Raw genomic sequence first — 21,719 nt, 5'->3', positions numbered from 1 at the left:
AAGCTCGACAGCGAGCCGGTGCGGTGCAACCGCACGTCCATCCATTGCAGCTCAGCCGGATCAATACTGCGGGCAGACCATTTGCCCGTATTCATTGTAGTAGCAGCTTTGGTTGCCGTAGTAGCCATAGGCGCCATACGCGCCGGCTGCGGCTGCAGCGCCGACGGCGGCAGCACCATAACCCCAGCCCGGCCGATAGTAGCCTCTGCCGTAGCCGGGATAGCCGGCGACCGGGCGGCCAGGGCGCCCTGCAATCGGTCGACCGGGATAGCCCGGACGCCCTGCAATCGGTCGGCCACCTGGACGGCCGGCAACGCGATATCCTCCACCGTGAACTCTTCCGCCGCCTACATGCATGCCACCGCCACGCATCCCGCCGCCGTGAAAGCCGCCTCCGCCGCCGCGGAAGCCGCCGCCTCCTCCGCGACGGGCATAGGCGTCATCAGGAATCAGGCAGACAGCGACGAGAACCAGAGCCGCCAGAGCGGCGAGGATGCAACGAAGCATGGCGTGTCCTCCCTATGGGACAATTTGCGAACGGCGACACTGCGACAATTTCGCCTCGCGAGATTGACGTAGATCAACGGAATGCAGCAGGGCGCGCGTTCGAAAAGGGTCAGGCAGCTGTCATCAACCCCAGGCACAATCTGTACTTTGCTGCCGAAGCATCTTGCCTGGAATGCGAACGTGAGTTCCATGACATTTGCTTTCGCCTCAGTCAGGCGACAGCCGTCGTTTCTTTGCCGAGTTCACCTGGTGCTTTTACGTCCTGCAGAACGCAGCCAAGAGGATCAACGTGCGGAAAGCGGATGTGACGTGCGCGTGCTGTGGCGCAGGTTTCCGGCGGTTGGAGCTATGGTCCGAACCTGGCGCCAAAGGTGAGTATCACTGTCCCGTTTGCGACTACTTGCTCGAGGCATTCGATGGCACCAACCTGATCGCCTATCGGCTGACGATCCAGCCGGTGCGCGCGCCGGCCTACTCGGTCAAACCGATCGACGATCAACAATAGCCGGACGATTGGTTGCCGCGAGCGCGCTTCGGTTTTTGAGGTAACGGCTGACGCCATGACTGTTTGGCCGTGTCACTGCACCGATTGGCGCAGCATCCCGACGGGGCGATGGCCGACCCGGTGATGGCCGCAGAGGACAAAGTGACCTGGGCAGAACTACCTGTCGTCGGAGTACGGCCGTGGGCGGGTCGCTCGCACCCTCGTCGGATGGTCTCGGTGCTGGCTTGCTCGGGCGCCGGGGCGTCGGCTAGTTCTTGACGGCATACAGAGGCGTTCTGAACGTCAGTTGATAGGCCGGTTTCGGCACCCACATGATTTCGGCTGTGACGCCAAACAGTCGGTTGTCATTATCGTCCACGCGGTCGAGATCGATCCGCACGATCGGTTGCGCAAAGGGCTGAATGGATGCGAGGTTCAGAAGCTGCGCGCCCTCGAAGGATTGCACGCCCACGCGGCCGGTAAATTTCCAATTGTTCGGCCATTGATAGTAGCCGCCGACATAGGCAATCGTGTTCGGGTTGATCCTTCCCAGCGCACCGTCGACGTCGGTTCGCGTGTATTGGAAACCGCCGAGGAAGCCTCTGGTCTCATCGGAATCGAGCGCATAGTCAAATTCGAGAATGTTGTTGAAGGAGGTTGTGCTCAGTGGACCATCGGGAATCGACTTTGTGATAGTCGACTGCAGCGTCACGGTAGGAAAGGTTCCACCGTTCTGCTCGTAAAGGTCGGCCTGGAAGCCGATGTTCCAGCTTGTGATTTGAAAGGACGAAAAGCCGGCGCTTCCAAAGCTCGTCGAACTACCGGAGACGCCGGCATAAAGCGAGGCGCTCTCGGTGACATCGACCATCAGCGGAAAATCCATATTGAGAGATTTCGCTGCTGGCAGGCCGACCGGAAATACCGCGCCGCCTGATGTCGCAAGCGTCTGCGTATTGAACAGCGTCGGATGGCCAAAGCCGAACGCGAGCGATCCTGCCGGAACCTGTGCGTAGATCGTCCTGAGGTCGAGATAGATCGTCGGCACCGAAGCATTGGCAAGGCCATCATCGTTTGCGGCAAAGGCCTGCGCAACCGGGACGGCAATAAGCAGCGCGCACAATGCCGCGCTCAAGATCGATCCGGGAGCCAGGAGCCCCGCGTTGTTACGTGGCGGCGCGTTCAAGGCGAGAACCTTGCCTAGGCGCGGCGATTGCCATTGGATCGGGAGGCAGGCCGATCGATCGTGGCTTGTCCGTTGCTCGACCTTTGCCGAAACTCCCGTGGGGTGCAGCCGGAAATCCGGCGGAAAGCCCGCGTGAAGTGGGCAGGGTCGGCATAGCCCGACGAGAATGCAACGTCGATGATCTTGATTTCTGTGCTGCCCAGAAGCTTGGCCGCATTGTTGAAGCGAGCCTGCTCAAGCAGACCCGAATATGTCAGACCAGCGAGCGAAAGCCTCCGCTGCAGACTCCTGGTGCTCACGCCCATCATCTCGGCGGCCTGCATGATCGTGAGGCCTCCTTGATCAAGGTAGGAGGGCAAGCTTAGCTTCAGTGCGCTGACGACGTCCTTTCCGAATGACTGCGGCTCGTGATCGGCGGGCGTCGGCCGAACGTCGTTTGCGGGATTTGCAAGACTGAGGAGTTCTGCCGGCACTTCGATCCATGACGCCTTTTGACCCGACATGAAGCGCGTGTTCGGCCAATGCGACTGGACCTCCGGGCTCGGCGTATAGAGTGCTTCAAACGCAATCACTCTCGGAGACCAACTGATCCCGGCGAACTGACGGACGATGTGCAGGACGAATATGTTCTGAAGCCACTGGGATATCTCAAGATGGGAAATGCCCTCCGTTCCAGTAAGCTTGCTGCAAATCTTCAAGCTCTCGCCGCTTGGCTCGAGCCATAGCTGGAGGATCGTATCTTCGCACGGCGCCCACCGGCAAATTTGCTGCAGGGCAACCAGAAGCGTTGGCGCATGGCGCACCCGCGCCCGCATGGCTTCGCTCAAATGTTCGAACGAGAGCCGCTGGGCTGCGCGAAAGGCGATTTCCGATAGGCCCTGCTTTTGCTGAGCGGCCGTCGCGAACCGAACCGCCGGCAGCAAAGGCACGTAATGATCCGCTTTTTCTTCAAAGGACGTCGGGAGTTGAAATCTGGCGAGAAGTGCTGCCGTCGGGCCGCCTATTTCAGAATGGAGCTCAGCGAACGGGATCAGAAATTGACAACGGGTCAATGGAATGACGGTCATTACTACCTACCCAAGAAGTTTTGCCGCGATCGCAGCTTAGCAGGCCGGAACTCGTCTTGCGTTGTCTTTATCGCGAAACCAGCTGCGACGACGCGTTCGACGAATTCCGGTTCGCGAAAGTTTTGGCGGCCGATGGCCAGATCGGTGGACGAAGCTGCTTTATCTTGAAGCGTCGTTTTTCTTGCAGGAGCACGGGCTTCACGCCTCAAACCAACCGATGAGAGCTGTCCGATTGCCTTCAGCCCAGGCGGTCCGCGCAGTCATTGTCGCGTCGCTGCGACACGGTGACGCAACTCTTGATAGCACCGCTCGCGCCCTCAAGATCAGCTCGCGCACGTTGCAGCGACACCTTGGTCGCCTGGGCACCAGCCACAGCGACATACTCGCGGAGGTTCGCTTGAACATCGCTTGCCGCTTGCTCGTAGACTCAAGCAAGCGACTGTCGGAAATCGCGAAATTCGTCGGCTACAGCAACGCCAGCAGCTTCAGCCGCAGGTTCGTCCGTTTGATGAAAATCCAACCTATCGTTTACAGGCAGCGGCAACTTGCCGATCGGCAGGGCCAAGCGGGCCATCGCAAGAGATCCCACACCGCTGGGCCATGACAATTCCGATCATTGGCGCGAAATGGCAAGACGCGCGATTTGAATTGGCGCGAAATGCTTAGCGAAGCTGATTGCCGAGATAGCGCTCCCCAAAGGAATAACAAACATGACCCTTCGCTCAGCTCTGTTGGTATTTTGCGTCGCCGGATTGATTGCCGCTCCCCATAAGGTGCTTTCCCAAACTGCACCCGAGAACAAACCACACGTACCGCTCGAGAAGTCGATAGGTCAGGCAAAGCCGGAAGTCGTGCCATCGCTCTTCGTCCTCAACTCGCGCGGTGCGAGCTTGAAGGACGGGAAGCTTGTGCTGACGGGGGTTTCACCGAATGCGATCGTGTTCGCCGATCGGCCCGTGAGGGCAGCCGGTCATGATCTCACATCGCGCATTGTCGAGGATTGGGGCAATGGCAGTGACAATTTCGCAAAGGACCCTCCAAACGCCACGGTGTCCGGGTTCAGGAAAGACGGATCATCGGTAGCGGACGCCGTCGTCGTCTTGAAATCGCCCAAGCTCGAAGGCGACAGGCTGACTTTCGATGTCGATATGCTCGAAGGCGACCTTGCGGGGGCTGATGGACCGGCGTCGATCTTTATCGACATCATCGGTCGTCCATTCACGCCGCTGTCTTTTGCCGGCGTTGCCCGCCGCACCGCCTGGCGAGGTGCTTACTACCGCGGCGCTGCAGTCGCGGGTGCGGCCGCGCTTGGAGCTGCGGCAGCCTATCCGTACTACGCCCCCCGATGCGGATACTATCCTTATCCGCCTTGTTACTGAGCAACGCGACCGTCGCGTCGAAGCCGCTGGGCCGACAGGTGGAAGATCGGCCGCGATCTAAGCCGGGCACGCGAGCTCACAGGAGAGCATCATGAGACGAACCGCTATGATCGCAGCATCGCTGATCGTCGCCGGCATTCAGTCGGCGCACGCGCAGACAGACCTCAGCGCCTACGCCAACGCCGAAGGCTATCTGGACGTTCAGAAGCTGACCTGCGCGCAACTCGCCGGAACATGGCAGGGAGACGCCGACCTTCTCACTGCCTGGTACAGCGGTTGGTACAACGGGCTTGCGCGCAAGCACTACCTCGACATCAAGAAGTCCCGCGAGGCCGAGCACGAAGTAATCCAACATTGCAAGGCGCATCCTGATCAACTCATCATCGAAGCGATCGCGGCGGTCTTCAAGGATATGAGAGCGGCGCTCGGGATCAGGATGCAGCCCTGACCCGCGGGATCGGACACCTTTTACGGCAGGCCGACAGTCGGAGCAGCCTGACGATTGTTTGAAGACCATTCGATTTGCAAAGGAGAGAACAATGGAGATCACGCGTCGCAATCTTGCGCTCGGCGGAATGGGTCTGCTCACCGGAGCGGCGATAGGTCGACCAGCCGTCGCCGAGGAGGGAGCTTTCCTGGGTGTCGGTCAGGGCTTGGAGGACTTCTGGCTCGCGAGCGACGCCTACATATTCGGCTATCCGTTGGTGACGATGGAGATGACGCGGAGGATCATCACCAACGTCGCGGAGCCCGTGGGCACGCGGGGGCCGATGGGCCATATCATCAAGCTGCGTCAATATCCGGACGCGTCGTTCCGTGACGTCACTGCGCCCAACGCGGACACGCTCTACACCACGTCCTTCTTCGACGTCGGCAAAGAGCCGTGGGTCCTCAGCATCCCGGACATGAAGGGGCGCTATTTCCTGATGCCCATGCTTGATGGCTGGACGACGGTGTTCCAGGTGCCGGGAAAGCGCACCACCGGCACCGGTGCACAAACCTATGCCATCACCGGGCCCGGCTGGAAGGGCACGCTGCCGGACGGCGTGAAGGAGTACAAATCGCCCACCAATATCGTGTGGCTGCTCGGCCGCATCTATTGCACCGGAACGCCGGAGGACTACGCCGCCGTCCACAAGCTGCAGGATGAGTGCAAGCTCGTTCCGCTCAGTGCTTACGGCAAGCCGTACACACCGCCTCCAGGAAAGGTCGATCCTTCGATCGACATGAAGACGGCCGTCCGCGAACAGGTCAATCGCATGGACGCGGTGTCGTATTTCAAGCTGCTATGCGCGCTCATGAAAAGCAACCCGCCGAACGCGGCAGACGCGGCCCAGCTCGCCAAATTTGCCCGCATCGGCATCGTACCCGGGCGGGACTTTGACGAGACCAAGCTGAAGGCGGACTTCCTGAAGCGTGTGCCCGAGGTGTCATTCGACAGGATCATGCTTCAGTTCAAGGTCAACAAGGCCATCACGGATGAGAACGGCTTTGCGTTCACGACGAAAACCGGCATCTACGGGACGGACTACCCGATGCGGGCCCTGGTAACCGCGATCGGACTCGGCGCCAACCGCCCGCAGGATGCCGTCTATCCGACCTCGCAAAAGGATGCGGATGGCCGCAAGTACAATGGTGCGAACAAATACGTCATGCGGTTTCCCAAAGGCCACTTGCCTCCGGTCGAGGGATTCTGGTCGCTCACCATGTACGACAGCAGCTACTTCTTTGTGAACAATCCGCTCAACCGATATTCGATCAGCGCGCGGGAAAATCTGAAGGAAAATCCGGACGGCTCGACCGATCTCTATATTCAGAAAGACTCGCCCGGCAAAGACAAGGAATCGAACTGGCTTCCTGCGCCCGAGGGAGATTTCATACTCATGCTGCGGATGTATTGGCCGCAGGAAACCGACCCCTCGATCATCAACGGCACTTGGACGATTCCGGCCGCCAAGAAGATCGGGGCCTGAGAAACTGGATTCATGCCGGCTCCAACCGGGCCGGCATGAATCAATGTGCTACAATTTTGGGGCGAATCGTGCGCTTGAGCGAGCCGTACAGGTCGCACCGCACCAAAGGGGGCGTGACATGCGGCTTCGCGGTCTTTCGATGAGGCGGCGACCAAACGGGCGAGGCAAGACACTCAGGGATGTCGGCATCGCCATGATACTGGTCATGGCGTCAGTTTCGTCTGAGACCGCGCGTGCCGACGAGGCCGGCGTCTCATACTGGCTTCCCGGCCGCTTCGGCAGCCTCGCTGCGACCCCGCAGGTCCCTGGCTGGTCGATGGCGGAGGTCTACTATCACACCAGCGTAAGTGCATTCGGCAATGCCGCGGCCGCCAGGGAGATCCAGGTCGGCAGAATCCCCGCCGCGGCTAACGTCAACCTAAACCTGCATCTCAACGCGCAGGCGGATCTCATCCTTCTCAATCCCACTTATACGTTCGCAACGCCGGTGCTGGGTGGCCAACTTGCCATCGGCGTGACCGGGCTGTTCGGACGGTCGAGCGCGGATCTTGCGGGGACGCTGACGGCGGCCGTCGGTCCGCTGGCGACAACCCGCACCGGCAGCTTCGGCGATTCGATCACATCGGTCGGCGACCTCTACCCGCAGGCGACGCTGAAGTGGAACGCCGGGGTGCACAATTTCATGAGCTATGTAACGGGAGACATCCCGGTCGGAGCATACAGCCCGAGCAGCCTTGCCAATCTCGGCATCGGTCACGCGGCCATCGATGCCGGCGGCGGCTACACCTACTTCAACCAGCAGGCGGGCCACGAATTTTCCGCGGTCGCGGGCTTCACCTACAATTTCAAGAATCCGGATACCCAGTACCAGAGCGGGGTCGACTTCCATCTGGATTGGGGCGCCTCCCAATTCCTGTCAAAGCAGGTTTTCGTTGGCCTGGTTGGATATGCCTATCAGCAGGTCACCGACGATTTCGGCCAGCACCCTGTCCTGGGAGGCTTCCGGTCCCGCGTGCTTGGCGTTGGTCCGCAGATCGGCTTCCTGTTTCCCGTAGGCGACATGCAGGGTTATCTGAATCTCAAAGGGTATGGAGAATTTGCAGCAGAGAATCGCCCGGCCGGCTGGAATACCTGGTTGACGTTCTCGATCTCTCCGATGGCGCCGACCAGCACCGTGACGCCGACCCGACGGGTCGTGACAAAATAGCAGCGCTGCTGGCGCCTTCAATTGTGCCGAGATCACGCCACTATGGGCCGCAACCGTGTCGATGCCCGCCGTTCGGACGCCGCCCGGCAATTAGCCGACGCCGGTTCGATACGCGGGCGTCGTGATTGTCAGCAGGGTCCACGCTGCCAATGCTCGGCCGATTGGTTTCAGCCGCGCCAACCCGAAAGTGGAGTCGATGTTACCGGATACGCCGTCGGTCAGTCAGCTCTCTCAAGTGATTTCTCAAGCGGCCGCGCCCGCATTTCTGCTTGGCGCATTGGCGGCCTTTATCGCGGTGCTGATTTCCCGCCTGAACCGGATCATCGACAGATCGATTTACCTGAACCAAATTTCGGATCAGGATCAGGCGAGATGCCGGCTCAAGGCAGACCTGCCGCGTCTTGCTCGGCGCGCCACCATGATCAATCGCGCGATCTTCTGGTCCATCATGGGAAGCATTTCGATCAGCGTTGTCATCGTCGTCGGCTTTGTGAGTGCGTTCCTTCACATCCAGCACGAGCGGGGCGTTGCCATTCTCTTCATTGTTGCCGTTGTGGCTTTCATCGTGTCGTTGGTCGATTTCGCGCGAGAGGTCCGAATTGCCCTGAGCGAGTTCGATCACTACGGCTAGACGCAACGCATTGATACGTGCACGCCTTAACGCGCACGCGCGGCAAATGTCGTGAGCGCTGCCACCATCAACTCCGGCGCTTCCTGCGCGACGCAATGTCCGACACCGTCGAACGTCCAGCGGCTCGCATGCGGGATCAGCGCCGCGGCGCGGTCGGCCATTTCCTTGTAGATTGGCCATGACTGCTCGGTGGTCGCGATGCAGACCGGGCAGGCAATGTCGCAGAACCAGGGGAACGGATTACCGCGGGCGTCGCCGGTGTAGATTTGCTCCATGGCCTGGAAGATCGGCCCGAGCAGGGCCGACTCGATTTCCGGCGTACAAAGCAGCCGCATGCGGCCGTCGCCGAGCCGCGCAAAGCCGTGATGGACATAGGCCCACAGCGACCGTTCGGTCCATGGTGCGAAGGCCGGCGCGGCGCGCAGCCGCTGGAACAGATCGTCGGCGCTGTCGAACTCGGCCCGGCGGCGCAGCACGCCCTGCACCGAGCCGTTCGCGATGTCGCTGAGGCCTCCGGCGCGCGGCGCGCGCGGATCCATCGCGGTCGGCTCCGTGACATGCAGGCGCGCGAAGCGACCGGGCATCAGTCTGGCTGCGAGCAGCAGGTCGGTTGCGCCGGCACTGTGACCGATGGCGTAGATGTCATGGAGGTCGAGGCGCTCCACCACCATGCGGACGTCTTCGGCAAAATCCTGGAAGTGATAGCGATCGGCCGGCGGCTTGTGGCTCAAGCCATGGCCGCGGCGGTCGAGCGCATAGACGGCGTGATCGGCAGCAAGCGCCTCCGCGACCTCGGTCCATACCTCCGCGACAAAGCCTGTGCCGTGCAGCAGCAGCGCCGGCGGCTTGTCCGAGGCCGGCTCGCCCCATTGCGCCACCGCAACCTGTGCACCGGTATCGCCGACCAGAAAGCGCTTCGGGGCGTTCATCGTTGTTTTATCGTGCATCCTGCAGGATCATCGCCGCGGCCTTTTCGGCGATCATCGCCGTCGGCGTATTGGTGTTGCCCGAGGTGATGGTCGGCATCACCGAGGCATCCGCGATGCGCAGGCCGTGCAGGCCGTAGAAGCGCAGCCGCTCGTCGACCACGGCCATCGGATCATTGGCCGTTCCCATCTTCGCGGTGCCGACGGGGTGGAAGATCGTGGTGCCGATGTCGCCGGCAGCCTTGGCGAGCGAAGCATCGTCGTCGCCGACCGAGGGGCCGGGCAGGAATTCCTCGGGATGATGTTTCTCCAGCGCCTTCTGCTTCATCAGCCTACGCGTGGTGCGGATTGCGTCGGCCGCGACCTGGCGGTCGTCGTCGGTCGACAGATAATTCGGCGCGATCGACGGCTTGTCGTCGGGAAGGGACGATTTGATGCGCACGGTGCCGCGCGAGCTCGGCTGCAGATTGCAGGCGCTCACCGTGATCGCGGGGAAACGGTGCAGCGGATCGCCGAACTTGTCGAGCGACAGCGGCTGCACGTGGAACTGGATATTGGCGCGCGAGCGCGTCGCGTCCGAGCGCGTGAAGATGCCGAGCTGCGACGGCGCCATGGTCAGGGGACCACGGCGGCGGAATGCGTAGTCGAGGCCCATCAGGCCGCGGCGCACGAGATTGTAGTAAGTTTCGTTCAGCGTACGCACGCCGGAGACCTTGTAGATCGCGCGCTGCTGCAGATGGTCCTGCAGATTATGGCCGATGCCCTGCACGTCGAGCACGATGTCGATGCCGAGCGGCGACAGCCATTCGGACGGACCAATGCCGGAGCGCTGCAGCACCTGCGTGGTTCCGATCGAACCGGCGCAAAGGATCACTTCACCCCGGGCGCGCGCCTCCACCGTCTCATTGCCCTGCCGGAACAGCACGCCGGCGGCGCGGCCGCTCTCGATCACCAGGCGGTCGACCAGCACGTCGGTTTCGAGCCTGAGATTGCTGCGGTTCAGCACCGGCTTGAGGAAGCCGCGCGCCGACGACCAGCGCCGGCCGCGCTTCTGGTTGACGTGGAAGTAGCTGGTGCCCTCGTTGTCGCCGGTGTTGAAATCCGGGATGCGCTTGATGCCCATCTCCTCGGCGGCATCGCCGACCGCATCGAGGATCTGCCACGACAGCCGCGGCGCCTCGATGCGCCAGCCGCCGCCGACACCATGATGCTCGCTTTCGCCGAGGAAGTGATCCTCGAGCCGCTTGAACGCCGGCAGCACGTCGCTGTAGCTCCAGCCGGTGAGGCCGAGCTGCCGCCAGTGGTCGTAATCCTCGGCCTGGCCACGCATCGAGATCATGGCGTTGATGGCGGAGGAGCCGCCTATCACCTTGCCGCGCGGGTAGGCGAGCGCGCGGCCGTTGAGGCCGGGCTCGGCCTCGGTCTTGAACATCCAGTCCGATCGCGGATTGCCGATCGCGAAGAGATAGCCGACCGGGATATGAAACCAGATCCAGTTGTCCTTGCCGCCGGCTTCCAGCAGCAGCACGCGCTTCTTCGGATCGGCCGACAGGCGGTTGGCCATGATGCAGCCCGCCGTGCCTGCGCCGACGATAATGTAGTCGAAATCACCCTCGAGCCTTCGCGGCATGTCCTCGTTCCCGGCAAGCGTCTTTTGTTGGGCCCCTTCTATAGCGTTTTCGAGCGAAGTGGAGCCCGGTTCGCGTGAAGAAAACGCGTCAACACAAGAAAATAGAACTCGGTTCTGACAGAGTCAGGACCGAGTTCTATCCAGACGCAGCGGGCCGACACAAGCCCGGCAGTGGATGCCGGGCGTGCGCTGGATGATCAGGGGCGGCTCGGTTCGGCCAGTGTGACCTCATGGCTCGCGCGGGGAACACAGACGATCAGCGTCAGCATGCCGATGCCGAGCACGGCGCCGACGAGGGCGAGCGGTGCGTAGATGCTCCCGGTTGCGGCAGTCATCCAGCCGATCAGGGCAGGGCAGACCGCGCCGCCGAACGAGCCGATCGCCGAGATCAGCGCGATGCCGCCGGCCGCGGCGCTGCCCTCCAGCATCGCGTTCGGAATCGTCCAGAACAGCGACAGGATCGCGAAGATGCCGATCGAGGCGACGGCAAGCAGCGTGACGGTCAGGAGCACGCTGTCTTGCGCGGCCTGCAAGGCGATGAAGCAGGCCGCTGCGACGAGGCCGCAGCAGACCACGTGCCAGCGCCGTTCCCGTGTGCGGTCGGAGCTGTAGCCGATCAGCACCATGCCGATCGCGGACGCAACCGAGATCGCGCCGCTCAGCCAGCCGATCTCGGTGGTGGTCGCCACGCCGACGCGTTTCAGCAGCGTCGGAGTCCACAGCAGGATGGTGTTGAGCGAGCAGAAGAACGCGAAGTAGATGAAGGAGAGCAGATAGACGCGCGGCTCGCGCAGCGCCGCCGCGAAGCTCCGCGTGGTGCCGGGAACGGCGGCGCGGTCGCGGGCGAGATCGCTTGCGACCTGCCGCCGCTCGTCGGCGCTCAGCCAGCTCGCGACCTGCGGTCCGTCGGCGAGGTAGAAATAGGCGGCGATGCCGAGCAGCACGGCCGGGCCGCCTTCGAGGATGAACAGCCACTGCCAGCCATGCAGGCCATGGACGCCCTGCATGTGATCCATGATCAGGCCCGACAAGGGACCCGCGATGACGCCGCCGAGCGGGACCGCCATCACGAACAGGCTCGTCATGCGGCCGCGCACGCGATCCGGGAACCACAGCGTCAGATAATACAGGATGCCGGGGAAGAAGCCGCCCTCGGCGGCGCCGAGCAGGAAGCGTAGCAGATAGAGGTGATACTGGTTCTGCACCAGCGCGAGTAGCACGGTGACTGCGCCCCACAGTACCATGATCCGCAGCAGTGTCTTGCGGACACCGACCTTGACCAGCAGGAGATTGCTCGGCACTTCGAGCGCGACATAGCCGACCGAGAAGATGCCGGCAGCAAGCCCGAACACGGCGTCGTCGATCTGCAGGTCGTGCAGGAATTGCAGCTTGGCAAAGCCGATGTTGAAGCGGTCGATGATCGCAACCGTGTAGCAAGCCAGCAGGAACGGGATCAGGCGCCAGGCGATCCGTCCATAGAGCCGCGAATGGGCCGCATCCTGCATGAAAGTCTCCTCAAGTGATTATTTGATTGTTTGTTGGTGCCGCGACGGCGGTAGGCTCCCTCGCCCCGTTCTTAGGGGGAGAGGGTTGGGGTGAGGGACCGTCTCCCCATAGACGGTGACAGCAACCCTCGCGGAGGCTCGCCCTCACCCGGAATGCATCTAGCGATGCATTTCCGACCTGTCCCCGCAGGCGGGGCGAAAGAGCCCGTTGCTCCGATCGAGTGCGCGCGGCTAGCCTGCCTTCGCGTTCGGCGGAAACTCCAGCATCGCTTCGCCGGCTGCGACCGTCTCGCCGCGTTGGTTCTGTACGGCGACGTCGACCAGCACCCAGCGCGACTTCGCGGTCGTTTGCTTGGCTTTGATGGTGCCGGCCGGACGGATGGTGTCGCCGGGCTTCACCGGCTTCAGCCAGCGCGTCTCGAGCCTGCGATGGATCGCGCCGGCAGGCGTTGCCCAGTCGGTCAGCATGCGCGAGATCAGGCCGAAATTGTTCATGCCGTGCATGATGATGCCGCCGAAATTGGTCTTGCCGAAATCGCCCTTCATGTAGTTGTCGTCGAGATGCAGCGGGTTGTAGTCGAGCGACGCGTCGCAGAACAGGCGGATCGATTCGCGCGAAACCGCAAATGCCGGGCCGTCGATGGTGTCGCCGGCCTTGAGAGATTCGAAATTCGCCGTGGTCATGGTGATCCTCCTTACATCGGACGGATGGTCTGGCCGCGACCCGAGCAGATCACGTCGCCATGCTGGTTGAAGAAGACATTGTCGTGCACCACGAACAACCGCTCACGCTTGATGAACTTGTCGAGCGCGCGCGCCTGCAGGGTGATGGTGTCGCCGGGGCGTGCCGGGATGTTGTAGCTCCACGACTGCCCGGCATTGACGGTGCCCGGCGAGCGCATCCAGTCGTCGGCCGGCGTGCAGGCGAACATCAGCAGGATATGGATCGCGGGCGGCGCGATCAGCCCGGCATAGGGCCCGGCCTTGGCGGCTGCTTCGTCAAGATAGAGCGGATTGGTCTCGCCGACTGCGCGGCAGTACAGCGCGATCGCTTCCTGCGTGAGCTTGTAGGGCAGCGTCTTGCGCGGCTCGCCGGGGACGATGTCGTCCCACACCTTGCGCAGCTTCGCGTCCTTCCAGAAATCGGTTTCGAACGGGGTGGCCGCAGAACTTTCTGCTTGCGCCATCGTGCATCCTCCTGCTATTGAGTTCGCCAGGCGAACAATTCATTCGCTATATGAATTCACGCTAGCGCGGTCGGGAGCCCCTGACAAGCGCGCAGGGCCGCGTCATGTGCAGGCCGCCATGCGGGCTGCGATGTCATGAGCGCGATGACGGAACCAGCTGGGCGCCCGCCATGAGCAAAGAGAGTGACGGCTTCGTGCGCGCGATTGCGCGCGGCTTCTCGATCATCGAGGCACTCGGCAAGCCGCCGGGGCGGCACACGCTGGCGGAGGCCGCCGATACTGCCGGCCTCAACCGCGCCACCGCGCGGCGTATCCTCGCGACCCTGATCGCGCTGAAATATTGCGCCTCCGACGGACGCTATTTCAGCCTGCGGCCGCGCGCGCTCGGGCTCGGCCTGTCCTATCTCAACGCCTTGCCATACTGGGGTCATGCGCAGCGTGCGCTGGAAAACCTGCGCAACGAGATCGGCGAATCCTGCGCGATGGCGGTACTCGACGAGGATGAGATCGTCTATGCGCTGCGCCTGCCGGCGCGGCGGATTCTTTCCGCCAATCTTGGCGTCGGCAGCCGGCTGCCCGCGCATCTGGTCTCGCTCGGCCGCGTCATGCTCGCGGCGCTGCCGCCCGGCACCCGCGAGGCTTATCTCGCGACCGGGGGCTTCAGGCAGGTCACGCCGCGCACGGTCACCGATCCGGAGCGTCTCGGCGAGTTGCTCGCGCGCGTCGAGAGCGACGGCTATGCCTGGGTCGATGGCGAGCTCGATCCGGCGATCTGCGGCATCGCGGTGCCGTTGCGCGATCCCGCGGGCGCGGTGGTCGCCGCGCTCAGCGTCAACACGATCTCGGGGACGGTGAGCGAAGCCGGCGCGCGCAAGAAGTTCCTGCTGCCGCTGCGCCGCACCGCGCAGGAGATCCGCAGCCAGATGCTGACATCAGGGTAGGGGACGGCCGTTATCGACGCCTTTTCACCCGCTCCGGACCTGGATGGCTTTCCACGCCCATGCCGAATGAATAGTCTTTCGCCTTGCTGGCCGGGTGAACTGCCAAGGAAAATCGCGGCCACGTCAAAGTGCAGATCGATTGCTCAACTTGCCGGAGGATTGCCGTGGCCGACCCAGTCCGCGCCCCTTTCTATCACGACGGAATGCGTGAGTTGCAGGACCGCTTCGACGGTCGGCGTGTCGCCGACGGCCTCGAGAAGCATCGCCTCCACTTCGAATTCTGGGAACAGGACCGCAAGCTCATCGAGGAGACGCGCTTCTTTTTCATCGCGACCAGCTACCAGGACAACGTCGATTGCTCGATGCGTTCCGGCGATCCCGGCTTCGTGAGGATCACAGGGCCCGATACGCTTGAATTCCCTGAATACGACGGCAACAACATGTACCGCACGCTCGGCAATATTCACCGCAACCCGAACGTCGGGTTGCTGTTTGTACGGCTCGACGGCAAGACGTTTCGCACGCGCATCCGAGGCAAGGCAACGATCCACGACAGCGCCGAAGTGCTTGCCGGGCATCATGGCGCGAAGGTCGTCGTGCGCGTCAAATGCGAGATCTTTCCAAATTGCCCGCGCTACGTTCCGGACCTGATGGGCGCCTCAGCGGACGTACCGGCGAATCTTTACGTGCCTCGGCCCGGGTACGAGCCGCCCGCCCCGGAATGGAAAAGCCGGGATTATCTCAAGGACGTCCTTTCGAAGTACGATCCGCATCGGAAACGTGACGCATAGCGGACAGCCGGGAACCGCATCCGGACGAGCGAGCAAACCGCGATCAGGGCAGCGGCGCCATGTAGGGAATGCTGCCGACCAGAGCGAACACCTGCACCGCGTTGCACAGCATGCCGCCCCAATGCAGCTGGCGCAGCCGCCGCACCGCGGTGGGATCACCCGAGTCTCGCGCGTCCGCCTCAGCATCGAGCCGCCGCAAGAACCATCGGCGCGCCAGCACCGCGAACGCCGCGATCAAGGCGATGCCAAGCGCAACGGCGAACCGGCCGGCCGTGGCAAAGGCGAGCGTGCCGATCACGCCCGAAACAGTGAGCACCAGGAAGTAGGCATTGAACATGCCACGCAGCAGCCGTGTGACCGGCGGGACGTCGAGCTTCACAAGCAGGAACGCCGGCGCCGCCAGCAGGAAGTATCCCATCGGCACCAGCAGGATGATGGTGGAAAACAGGACCGCTTGATCCGGCGTCATGCAGCCGCTCCGTGTTGGAAGGCGAGAGGATTTCGGTGCGGGAAACCTGGGGTAGTATCCGTGCGGGATATGTGCCGCACTATTAGGCTTTGGTCGGATGCGATGATATCAGACCTGAGGTCTGCGCAAAGTCCAGCGAGGGACGGCCCGCATCCCGATTGCGAATGCAGGCTCCAGCCGCGAGCATGCCACATCTGTTTGGGTGGACCGGCTCTTGCATGCTAGAGATGACTTACGTCCAACCTCTGAGGCCAGAATTCTCATGCCCATCGTGAACCGCGTCGCCGATCTGCAACCCGATATCCAGGCCTGGCGCCGCGACATCCATGAAAACCCCGAGCTGCTCTACGATGTGCACCGCACTGCATCATTCGTCGCCGACCGGTTGCGCGAGTTCGGTTGCGACGAGGTCGCGACCGGGCTCGGCAAGACCGGCGTGGTCGGGGTCATCAAGGGCAAGAAGGGGCCGGCGAAGGGCGACGTCAAGGTGATCGGCCTGCGCGCCGACATGGATGCGCTGCCGATTCACGAACAGACCAATTTGCCCTACGCCTCGAAGACGCCGGGCAAGATGCACGCCTGCGGCCATGACGGCCACACCGCGATGCTGCTGGGGGCGGCGCGCTATCTCGCCGAGACGCGCAATTTCGCCGGCGAGGCGGTCGTGATCTTCCAGCCGGCCGAGGAGGGCGGAGCGGGTGCCGCCGCGATGATCAAGGACGGCCTGATGGACCGCTTCGGCATCGAGCAGGTCTACGGCATGCACAACGGTCCGGGGATTCCGATCGGCTCGTTCGCGATCCGCACCGGCCCGATCATGGCCGCGACCGATGCGATCGACATCAAGATCGAAGGGCTCGGCGGTCACGCCGCGCGTCCGCACAAATGCATCGATTCCGTGCTGGTCGGCGCGCAGCTCGTCACCGCCTTGCAGCAGATCGTCGCGCGCACCGTCGATCCGCTCGACTCCGCCGTGATCTCGATGTGCGAATTCCACGCCGGCAACGCCCGCAACGTGATCCCGCAGACCGCGGAGTTGCGCGGCACCGTGCGCACGCTGACCCGCGAGGTGCGCGACCTCATCGAGAAGCGCGTGCGCGAGGTGGTCGACGGCGTTGCGAAGATGACCGGCGCGAAGATCGATCTGACCTATGAGCGCGGCTACCCGGTCACCGTCAACCATGAGGCGCAGACCGAATTCGCGAGCCGCATCGCGCGCGAGGTCGCGGGCGCGTCCAACGTGCACGAGATGCCGCCGCTGATGGGCGCCGAGGATTTTTCCTACATGCTGGAAGCGCGGCCCGGCGCCTTCATCTTCTGCGGCAACGGCGACAGCGCCGGCCTGCATCACCCCGCCTACAATTTCAACGACGAGGCGATCGTCTTCGGCACGTCGTATTTCGTGAAGATCGTCGAGAACGCATTGGCGGCGTGAGGCTCAAGCGTCCCAGCGCACCGGCAGCGTCACCGGACCGCGGAACACCCAGCCGCGCACGACCGGCGGAGCCTCCGCGCGGAGGCGCAGATTGCGCAGGCGCGCGAACAGCATCGGCGCCACGATCTTGCCGACGGTCAGCCGCGACACCCAGGTGCCGGCGCAGAAATGCGGTCCGGCGCCGAACGCCAGATGCGATTGCTTGGGCCGCGTCACGTCGAAACGATCCGGCTCGGCGAAGCGGCTGCCGTCGCGGTTCGCGGCGCCGACGCAAAGGCCGATCTGAAGGTCTTGCGGCAGCGTGATGCCGGAAAGATCGACATCGCGGGTGACGCGGCGCGGATACATGCCGATCGGCGAGATCCAGCGCACCGCTTCCTCGAGCGCGGCCGGCCACAGATCCGGCTTTGCCAGCACGCTGTTCTTCTGCGGCGGGTTTTCCAGGAGGCCGAGCACGAGCGTCAGGATCGCGTCGCGCGGCTCGTTCAGGCCGCCGCCGATGATCACCTTGATGTTGGCGCGGATGCCCTCGATCGGCATCGGCGGATCGGCATTGATCATCGAGGACAGGACCGAAGGATTCGGCTGGCGGCGGTGATCGTCGAGCACCGCGTCGATCGCGGCATCGACCTCGGCGCTCGCCTGCATCGCCTTGCGCTCGATCTCGGCGTCGGCGGCGTAATTGCCCGCGCCGTCGATCAGCGCCTGCGACCACTCGGCGAGGGTTTGCCACGGCATCTTGCGAAACCCGATCATTGCCATCAGGCTGAGCGAGGCCATCGGCGCGGCAAGGGCGGAGAACAGATCGGCCTCTTCGGTCGCCAACAGATCATCGATCAGTTTTTCTGCGATCGCGGTGAATTGCGGCGCCCAATGCTCCTTGATTGTGGCCGGACGGAACGAGGGCTCGATCGCCTTGCGGCCGATCGCATGCTCGGCGCCGTCCTTGCGCATGAAGGTCGGCCCCATCACCTTGTTGACCAGCGAGGCCGGATTATCGGCCGAGTAGGTCGCGGGATCGCGCTCGATCCGCATGATGTCGTCGAAGCGCGTCACCAGCGTCAGCTTCGCGGGCGCGACGAAGACCGCCGGCGCGATCTCGCGCAGCCGGCGGAAGATCGGATAGGGGTCGTCGAGCAGATCCTGATACGCGATATCGGTGACGACAGGCACGGCGCTGGTCATTGGTCCTCCCGGAAGCGCTTTTTCGCCAAGGCTAGCTCCGGGTGCACGATCGCTCAATTCGATGGGATTGATCCGGACCATCGAAATATTCCATGACCTTGTGCTAGGCTGGGCCGCCAGCAATGCGGGAGGTGCAAGGGTGGCGGCCAATTCCTCGATCGATCCGATCGACATCGGGACTCTGCGGACCCTTGTGCTGGTCTATGACCTGCAGTCGTTCTCCGCCGCGGCCAAACGGCTCGACGTCAACCAGTCCACCATCAGCTATGCGATCGAGCGGCTGCGCGGCGCGCTGCATGACCCGCTGTTCGTTCGCAGCGGCAATGGCGTGACGGCGACCAAGCGCTGCGCGACGCTGGTTACCTGGGCGCGGGAGATGATCGGCGAGATCGACGGGCTTGCCTCACCGGCGGAATTCGATCCGGCGACGACGCAGGGCAGCGTGACGATCTCCTGCAACTATCACGAACGCCAGACCCTGATCCCGCAGTTCAGCACGCGGCTGCGCGCCGGCGCGCCGCAAGTCCGTCTCGTCCTGCTCGATGCCGCGGGCCACGGCGATGTCCATCTCAAGCAGAACCAGTGCGACATCGTGCTTGGTCCGGTCGGCATCGCCGGCGAAGGCTTCTTCCGGCGCCATATCCTCACCGACCACTACGTCTGCGTGATGGATCGGGCCAATCCGCTGGCGCGCGGCCGGATCGCGCTGTCGGCCTATGCCAGGGCCGAGCATGTCTTCATCACCCACAGCGGTGAGTGGCAGCCGCTCTATCTCGCGGCGCTGAGGGCGAGGAAGATCGAGATCGAGCCAGTGGTCAGCCTGCCCAACCACGACAGTCTGGAGCGCATCATCACAGGCACCAGGCTCGTCGCGACTATCCCGCATCATCTGGCGCGGGCGATGCGCGGCGGCCTCCATGTCGCTGCGCTGCCGTTCCGCGTGCCGATCTCGATCGACATGCACTGGGGCGCCAGGACGGCCAAATCCGGCTTGCACAAATGGGCGCGCGGCCTGCTGGCCGAGGTTGCGAAGGCCTGCGCCGCCTGAGCAAGGAGCCGGGCTGCAGGTCCAAAGCAAAAGGCCCGCACCGGAGTGCGGGCCTTTGTCCGGCGCGTTGCTGCGCCGAAAGCGTGGGGCGTCAGAACAGGTGGTAGAACACGTAGTACAGAACGCCCGAGATGATCATCGCGGCCGGCAGCGTCAGCACCCAGGCCATCGCGATGTTGCGGATCGTGGCCCATTGCAGGCCGGAGCCGTTGGCGGCCATGGTGCCGGCGATGCCTGACGACAGCACGTGCGTGGTCGAGACCGGCAGGCCGTAGCCGTCGGCCGCCGCGATCGTCGCGGCCGCCGTGATCTCGGCGCAGGCGCCCTGCGCGTAGGTCAGGTGGGTCTTGCCGATCTTCTCGCCGACGGTGACGACGATACGCTTCCAGCCGACCATGGTGCCGAGGCCGAGCGCGATGGCGACGGCGAACTTCACCCAGCTCGGGATGAACTTCGTCGCGGCATCGAGCGAGCCCTTGTACTGGTTCAGCGTGGCGATGTCGGCAGCGGTCAGCTCGGCTTCCTTGTCCTTCATCAGGAAACGGATCGCCTCGGACGCCAGGTACATGTCGTTACGGGTGTTGCCGACCGCGTCAGCCGGGAACTTGGCCAGCGATCCATACTGGGCAACCTGCTGGCCGATGTCGCGCACCAGCACCGCAAGCGACGGAAAGGTGCCTTCGTTGATCTGGTGCTGCGCGACATAGTTGGTCACAGCCGGGCGCGGGTTGCCGATCACGTTGTAACCGGCGGCCTTGCCTTCGATGACCTTGCTGGCCGCGGTCGAGTGCGCCGTGAACAGCTCGATCTGGCTCGAGGGCATTGCGCGGTTCAGCGCATAGGCGGTCGGCACGGTGCCGATCAGGATCAGCATGATCAGGCCCATGCCCTTCTGACCGTCATTGGAGCCGTGGAAGAAGCTGACCAGTGTGCAGGTCAGGATCAGGATGCCGCGGATCCACCACGGCGGCGGCTGGTCGCCGACCGGTTCGCCGAACAGCGCCGGCGTCGCGCGCTGCAGCGCGATCTTGAGGAGGTAGAGCAGGCCGGCGGCGAGCGCGAAGCCGAACAGCGGCGACAGCAGCAGCGCCTTCGCGATGTTGGTCGCCTGCGACCAGTCGACGCCCGAGGTGCCGTCACGGCCGCGCAGCAGCGCGTTGGTGATGCCGACGCCCATGATCGAACCGATCAGGGTGTGCGAGCTCGAGGCCGGCAGGCCGAGCCACCAGGTGCCGAGATTCCAGATGATGGCGGCGATCAAGAGCGCGAACACCATGGCAAAGCCGGCACTGCTGCCGACCTGCAGGATCAGTTCGACCGGAAGCAGCGAGACGATGCCGAACGCGACGGCGCCGCTGGAGAGCAGCACGCCGATCAGGTTGAACATGCCCGACCACACCACGGCGACATGCGCCGGCAGCGAGCGGGTGTAGATCACGGTGGCGACCGCGTTCGCGGTGTCATGGAAGCCGTTGACGAATTCGAAGCCGAGCGCGATCAGCAGCGCGACGAACAGCAGGATATACGGCAGGAACGAGGTGATGCGCGTGCCGGTGGCGTCGACATCGGCATAGATGCTGTAGGCAACGAACAGCAGCGCGGCCGCAACCACGCCCAAATAGATAACCCCGGTGAGAGGATGAAAGCCCTTGTCGAGGTCCGGACCCTTTTTCAGGGCGGGCTCGATCGAGCCGGGTAACGCCATATCGCTCATGGTAAACTCCTGTCCCAATGCTCCCGATTTTGATCGATGCATATGACAAGCAATTGAAATCCGGCCCGCGAGACGCGCGGTCTCCCGTGGCGGTGGACATCGAGCCGAAGTTTTGTGCAACGCATTGAGCGCGCACGTGCCTTCGCGGCCTCGTGGCAATCTTCAGCAAAAAGGGATTGCCGATCGCGACGGAAACCTCTGGCCTGCGTTTCGCGGGACGAGACAATGTGCGGAGGACATCACACCGGCATCCGGCCGGCCGGGCAGCCGGAGAATTCGGCGGGCGCCTGCGAGTGGAAGGTTGCGAAATGAGGGAGGGGGATTGAGAGATGAGGTGGCGCGCCGCACGATCGGGGCTAGCAAACCGCGCAGCGCGCCCGCCTCAGGGTACGTCATGGCGTGAACATGACGCCCGATACCTGCGGAACATGCTACCCTACCACGGATCAATTAAAGG

Annotated in this window: 22 protein-coding genes; 11 read left to right on the top strand and 11 right to left on the bottom strand. The window is 63.3% G+C overall.

Annotated elements, in window-relative coordinates; all coding sequences use genetic code 11:
- Positions 1-60 precede the first annotated feature (60 nt).
- On the bottom strand, positions 61-507 hold the full coding sequence (locus J2R76_RS14295) for a hypothetical protein (RefSeq protein ID WP_076833062.1): 447 nt from the start codon (positions 505-507) through the stop codon (positions 61-63).
- Between the two features lie 196 nt (positions 508-703).
- Between J2R76_RS14295 and J2R76_RS14290 the strand changes: the two genes are divergently transcribed.
- Positions 704-1,012 (top strand): hypothetical protein, encoded by a 309-nt coding sequence (locus tag J2R76_RS14290; RefSeq protein ID WP_253624109.1) that lies wholly within the window; start codon positions 704-706, stop codon positions 1,010-1,012.
- A gap of 247 nt (positions 1,013-1,259) precedes the next feature.
- Here the strand turns inward: J2R76_RS14290 and J2R76_RS14285 are convergent, their stop codons facing one another.
- Together J2R76_RS14285 and J2R76_RS14280 are read right to left on the bottom strand one after the other, a co-directional pair.
- The gene (locus tag J2R76_RS14285) at positions 1,260-2,126 is read right to left on the bottom strand and encodes a hypothetical protein (RefSeq protein WP_375166568.1); all 867 of its coding nucleotides are present in this window, start codon (positions 2,124-2,126) and stop codon (positions 1,260-1,262) included.
- 62 nt (positions 2,127-2,188) lie between these two features.
- Complete coding sequence (locus tag J2R76_RS14280) at positions 2,189-3,241, bottom strand: AraC family transcriptional regulator (RefSeq protein WP_057015681.1); 1,053 nt, start codon at positions 3,239-3,241, stop codon at positions 2,189-2,191.
- A 217-nt stretch (positions 3,242-3,458) separates the two neighbouring features.
- On the opposite strand from J2R76_RS14280, the gene J2R76_RS14275 reads away from it, so the two are divergent.
- The 6 genes from J2R76_RS14275 to J2R76_RS14250 all read left to right on the top strand — a co-directional run bounded on the left by J2R76_RS14275 (position 3,459) and on the right by J2R76_RS14250 (position 8,431).
- Positions 3,459-3,845 (top strand): helix-turn-helix domain-containing protein, encoded by a 387-nt coding sequence (locus J2R76_RS14275; RefSeq protein WP_076833065.1) that lies wholly within the window; start codon positions 3,459-3,461, stop codon positions 3,843-3,845.
- A 106-nt stretch (positions 3,846-3,951) separates the two neighbouring features.
- Complete coding sequence (locus J2R76_RS14270; protein WP_225163358.1) at positions 3,952-4,620, top strand: hypothetical protein; 669 nt, start codon at positions 3,952-3,954, stop codon at positions 4,618-4,620.
- Between the two features lie 106 nt (positions 4,621-4,726).
- The gene (locus J2R76_RS14265) at positions 4,727-5,068 is read left to right on the top strand and encodes an HdeA/HdeB family chaperone (protein ID WP_057015680.1); all 342 of its coding nucleotides are present in this window, start codon (positions 4,727-4,729) and stop codon (positions 5,066-5,068) included.
- A gap of 91 nt (positions 5,069-5,159) precedes the next feature.
- Positions 5,160-6,593, top strand: a complete 1,434-nt coding sequence (locus J2R76_RS14260) for a DUF1254 domain-containing protein (RefSeq protein WP_076833068.1) — start codon at positions 5,160-5,162, stop codon at positions 6,591-6,593.
- Between the two features lie 205 nt (positions 6,594-6,798).
- A complete protein-coding gene (locus tag J2R76_RS14255; protein ID WP_307720407.1) occupies positions 6,799-7,800 on the top strand; it encodes a transporter in 1,002 nt (333 codons plus the stop codon).
- Between the two features lie 121 nt (positions 7,801-7,921).
- Positions 7,922-8,431, top strand: a complete 510-nt coding sequence (locus tag J2R76_RS14250; RefSeq protein ID WP_229190019.1) for a DUF2721 domain-containing protein — start codon at positions 7,922-7,924, stop codon at positions 8,429-8,431.
- 26 nt (positions 8,432-8,457) lie between these two features.
- Here J2R76_RS14250 and J2R76_RS14245 read toward each other — a convergent pair whose 3' ends face one another.
- From J2R76_RS14245 to J2R76_RS14225, 5 genes are all read right to left on the bottom strand, one after another.
- Complete coding sequence (locus J2R76_RS14245) at positions 8,458-9,360, bottom strand: alpha/beta fold hydrolase (RefSeq protein WP_141339520.1); 903 nt, start codon at positions 9,358-9,360, stop codon at positions 8,458-8,460.
- Positions 9,361-9,367: 7 nt separating this feature from the next.
- On the bottom strand, positions 9,368-10,987 hold the full coding sequence (locus J2R76_RS14240) for a GMC family oxidoreductase (RefSeq protein ID WP_141339522.1): 1,620 nt from the start codon (positions 10,985-10,987) through the stop codon (positions 9,368-9,370).
- Positions 10,988-11,184: 197 nt separating this feature from the next.
- The gene (locus tag J2R76_RS14235) at positions 11,185-12,492 is read right to left on the bottom strand and encodes an MFS transporter (protein WP_076833079.1); all 1,308 of its coding nucleotides are present in this window, start codon (positions 12,490-12,492) and stop codon (positions 11,185-11,187) included.
- Positions 12,493-12,723: 231 nt separating this feature from the next.
- Positions 12,724-13,176, bottom strand: a complete 453-nt coding sequence (locus J2R76_RS14230; protein ID WP_057015675.1) for a MaoC family dehydratase — start codon at positions 13,174-13,176, stop codon at positions 12,724-12,726.
- 11 nt (positions 13,177-13,187) lie between these two features.
- On the bottom strand, positions 13,188-13,679 hold the full coding sequence (locus J2R76_RS14225) for a MaoC family dehydratase (RefSeq protein WP_057015674.1): 492 nt from the start codon (positions 13,677-13,679) through the stop codon (positions 13,188-13,190).
- 170 nt (positions 13,680-13,849) lie between these two features.
- Between J2R76_RS14225 and J2R76_RS14220 the strand changes: the two genes are divergently transcribed.
- Together J2R76_RS14220 and J2R76_RS14215 are read left to right on the top strand one after the other, a co-directional pair.
- On the top strand, positions 13,850-14,620 hold the full coding sequence (locus tag J2R76_RS14220) for an IclR family transcriptional regulator C-terminal domain-containing protein (protein WP_076833082.1): 771 nt from the start codon (positions 13,850-13,852) through the stop codon (positions 14,618-14,620).
- A gap of 164 nt (positions 14,621-14,784) precedes the next feature.
- On the top strand, positions 14,785-15,411 hold the full coding sequence (locus tag J2R76_RS14215) for a pyridoxamine 5'-phosphate oxidase family protein (protein ID WP_141339524.1): 627 nt from the start codon (positions 14,785-14,787) through the stop codon (positions 15,409-15,411).
- Between the two features lie 43 nt (positions 15,412-15,454).
- Here J2R76_RS14215 and J2R76_RS14210 read toward each other — a convergent pair whose 3' ends face one another.
- Positions 15,455-15,880 carry a hypothetical protein gene (locus J2R76_RS14210; protein WP_057015672.1) on the bottom strand — a complete coding sequence of 142 codons (426 nt, stop codon included), beginning with the start codon at positions 15,878-15,880 and terminating at the stop codon, positions 15,455-15,457.
- Between the two features lie 262 nt (positions 15,881-16,142).
- Here J2R76_RS14210 and J2R76_RS14205 point away from each other — a divergent pair, with 262 nt between their 5' ends.
- Positions 16,143-17,315 carry a M20 aminoacylase family protein gene (locus tag J2R76_RS14205; protein ID WP_057015671.1) on the top strand — a complete coding sequence of 391 codons (1,173 nt, stop codon included), beginning with the start codon at positions 16,143-16,145 and terminating at the stop codon, positions 17,313-17,315.
- A gap of 3 nt (positions 17,316-17,318) precedes the next feature.
- On the opposite strand, the gene J2R76_RS14200 is transcribed toward J2R76_RS14205, so the two are convergent.
- Positions 17,319-18,500, bottom strand: coding sequence for a cytochrome P450 (locus J2R76_RS14200; protein WP_057015670.1), 1,182 nt, complete (start codon positions 18,498-18,500; stop codon positions 17,319-17,321).
- Positions 18,501-18,639: 139 nt separating this feature from the next.
- On the opposite strand from J2R76_RS14200, the gene J2R76_RS14195 reads away from it, so the two are divergent.
- Positions 18,640-19,548: a LysR family transcriptional regulator gene (locus J2R76_RS14195; protein WP_057015750.1), complete on the top strand. Its 909-nt coding sequence runs from the start codon at positions 18,640-18,642 to the stop codon at positions 19,546-19,548.
- 91 nt (positions 19,549-19,639) lie between these two features.
- Here J2R76_RS14195 and J2R76_RS14190 read toward each other — a convergent pair whose 3' ends face one another.
- Positions 19,640-21,262: an inorganic phosphate transporter gene (locus J2R76_RS14190; RefSeq protein ID WP_057015669.1), complete on the bottom strand. Its 1,623-nt coding sequence runs from the start codon at positions 21,260-21,262 to the stop codon at positions 19,640-19,642.
- Positions 21,263-21,719 lie beyond the last annotated feature (457 nt).

Origin of the sequence: Bradyrhizobium sp. USDA 4532 (assembly GCF_024171315.1) — a bacterium.
GTDB classification, from domain to species: domain Bacteria; phylum Pseudomonadota; class Alphaproteobacteria; order Rhizobiales; family Xanthobacteraceae; genus Bradyrhizobium; species Bradyrhizobium australafricanum.
Note: the sequence above shows the minus strand (reverse complement) of the source record. Positions and strands in the feature narration are given on the sequence as shown.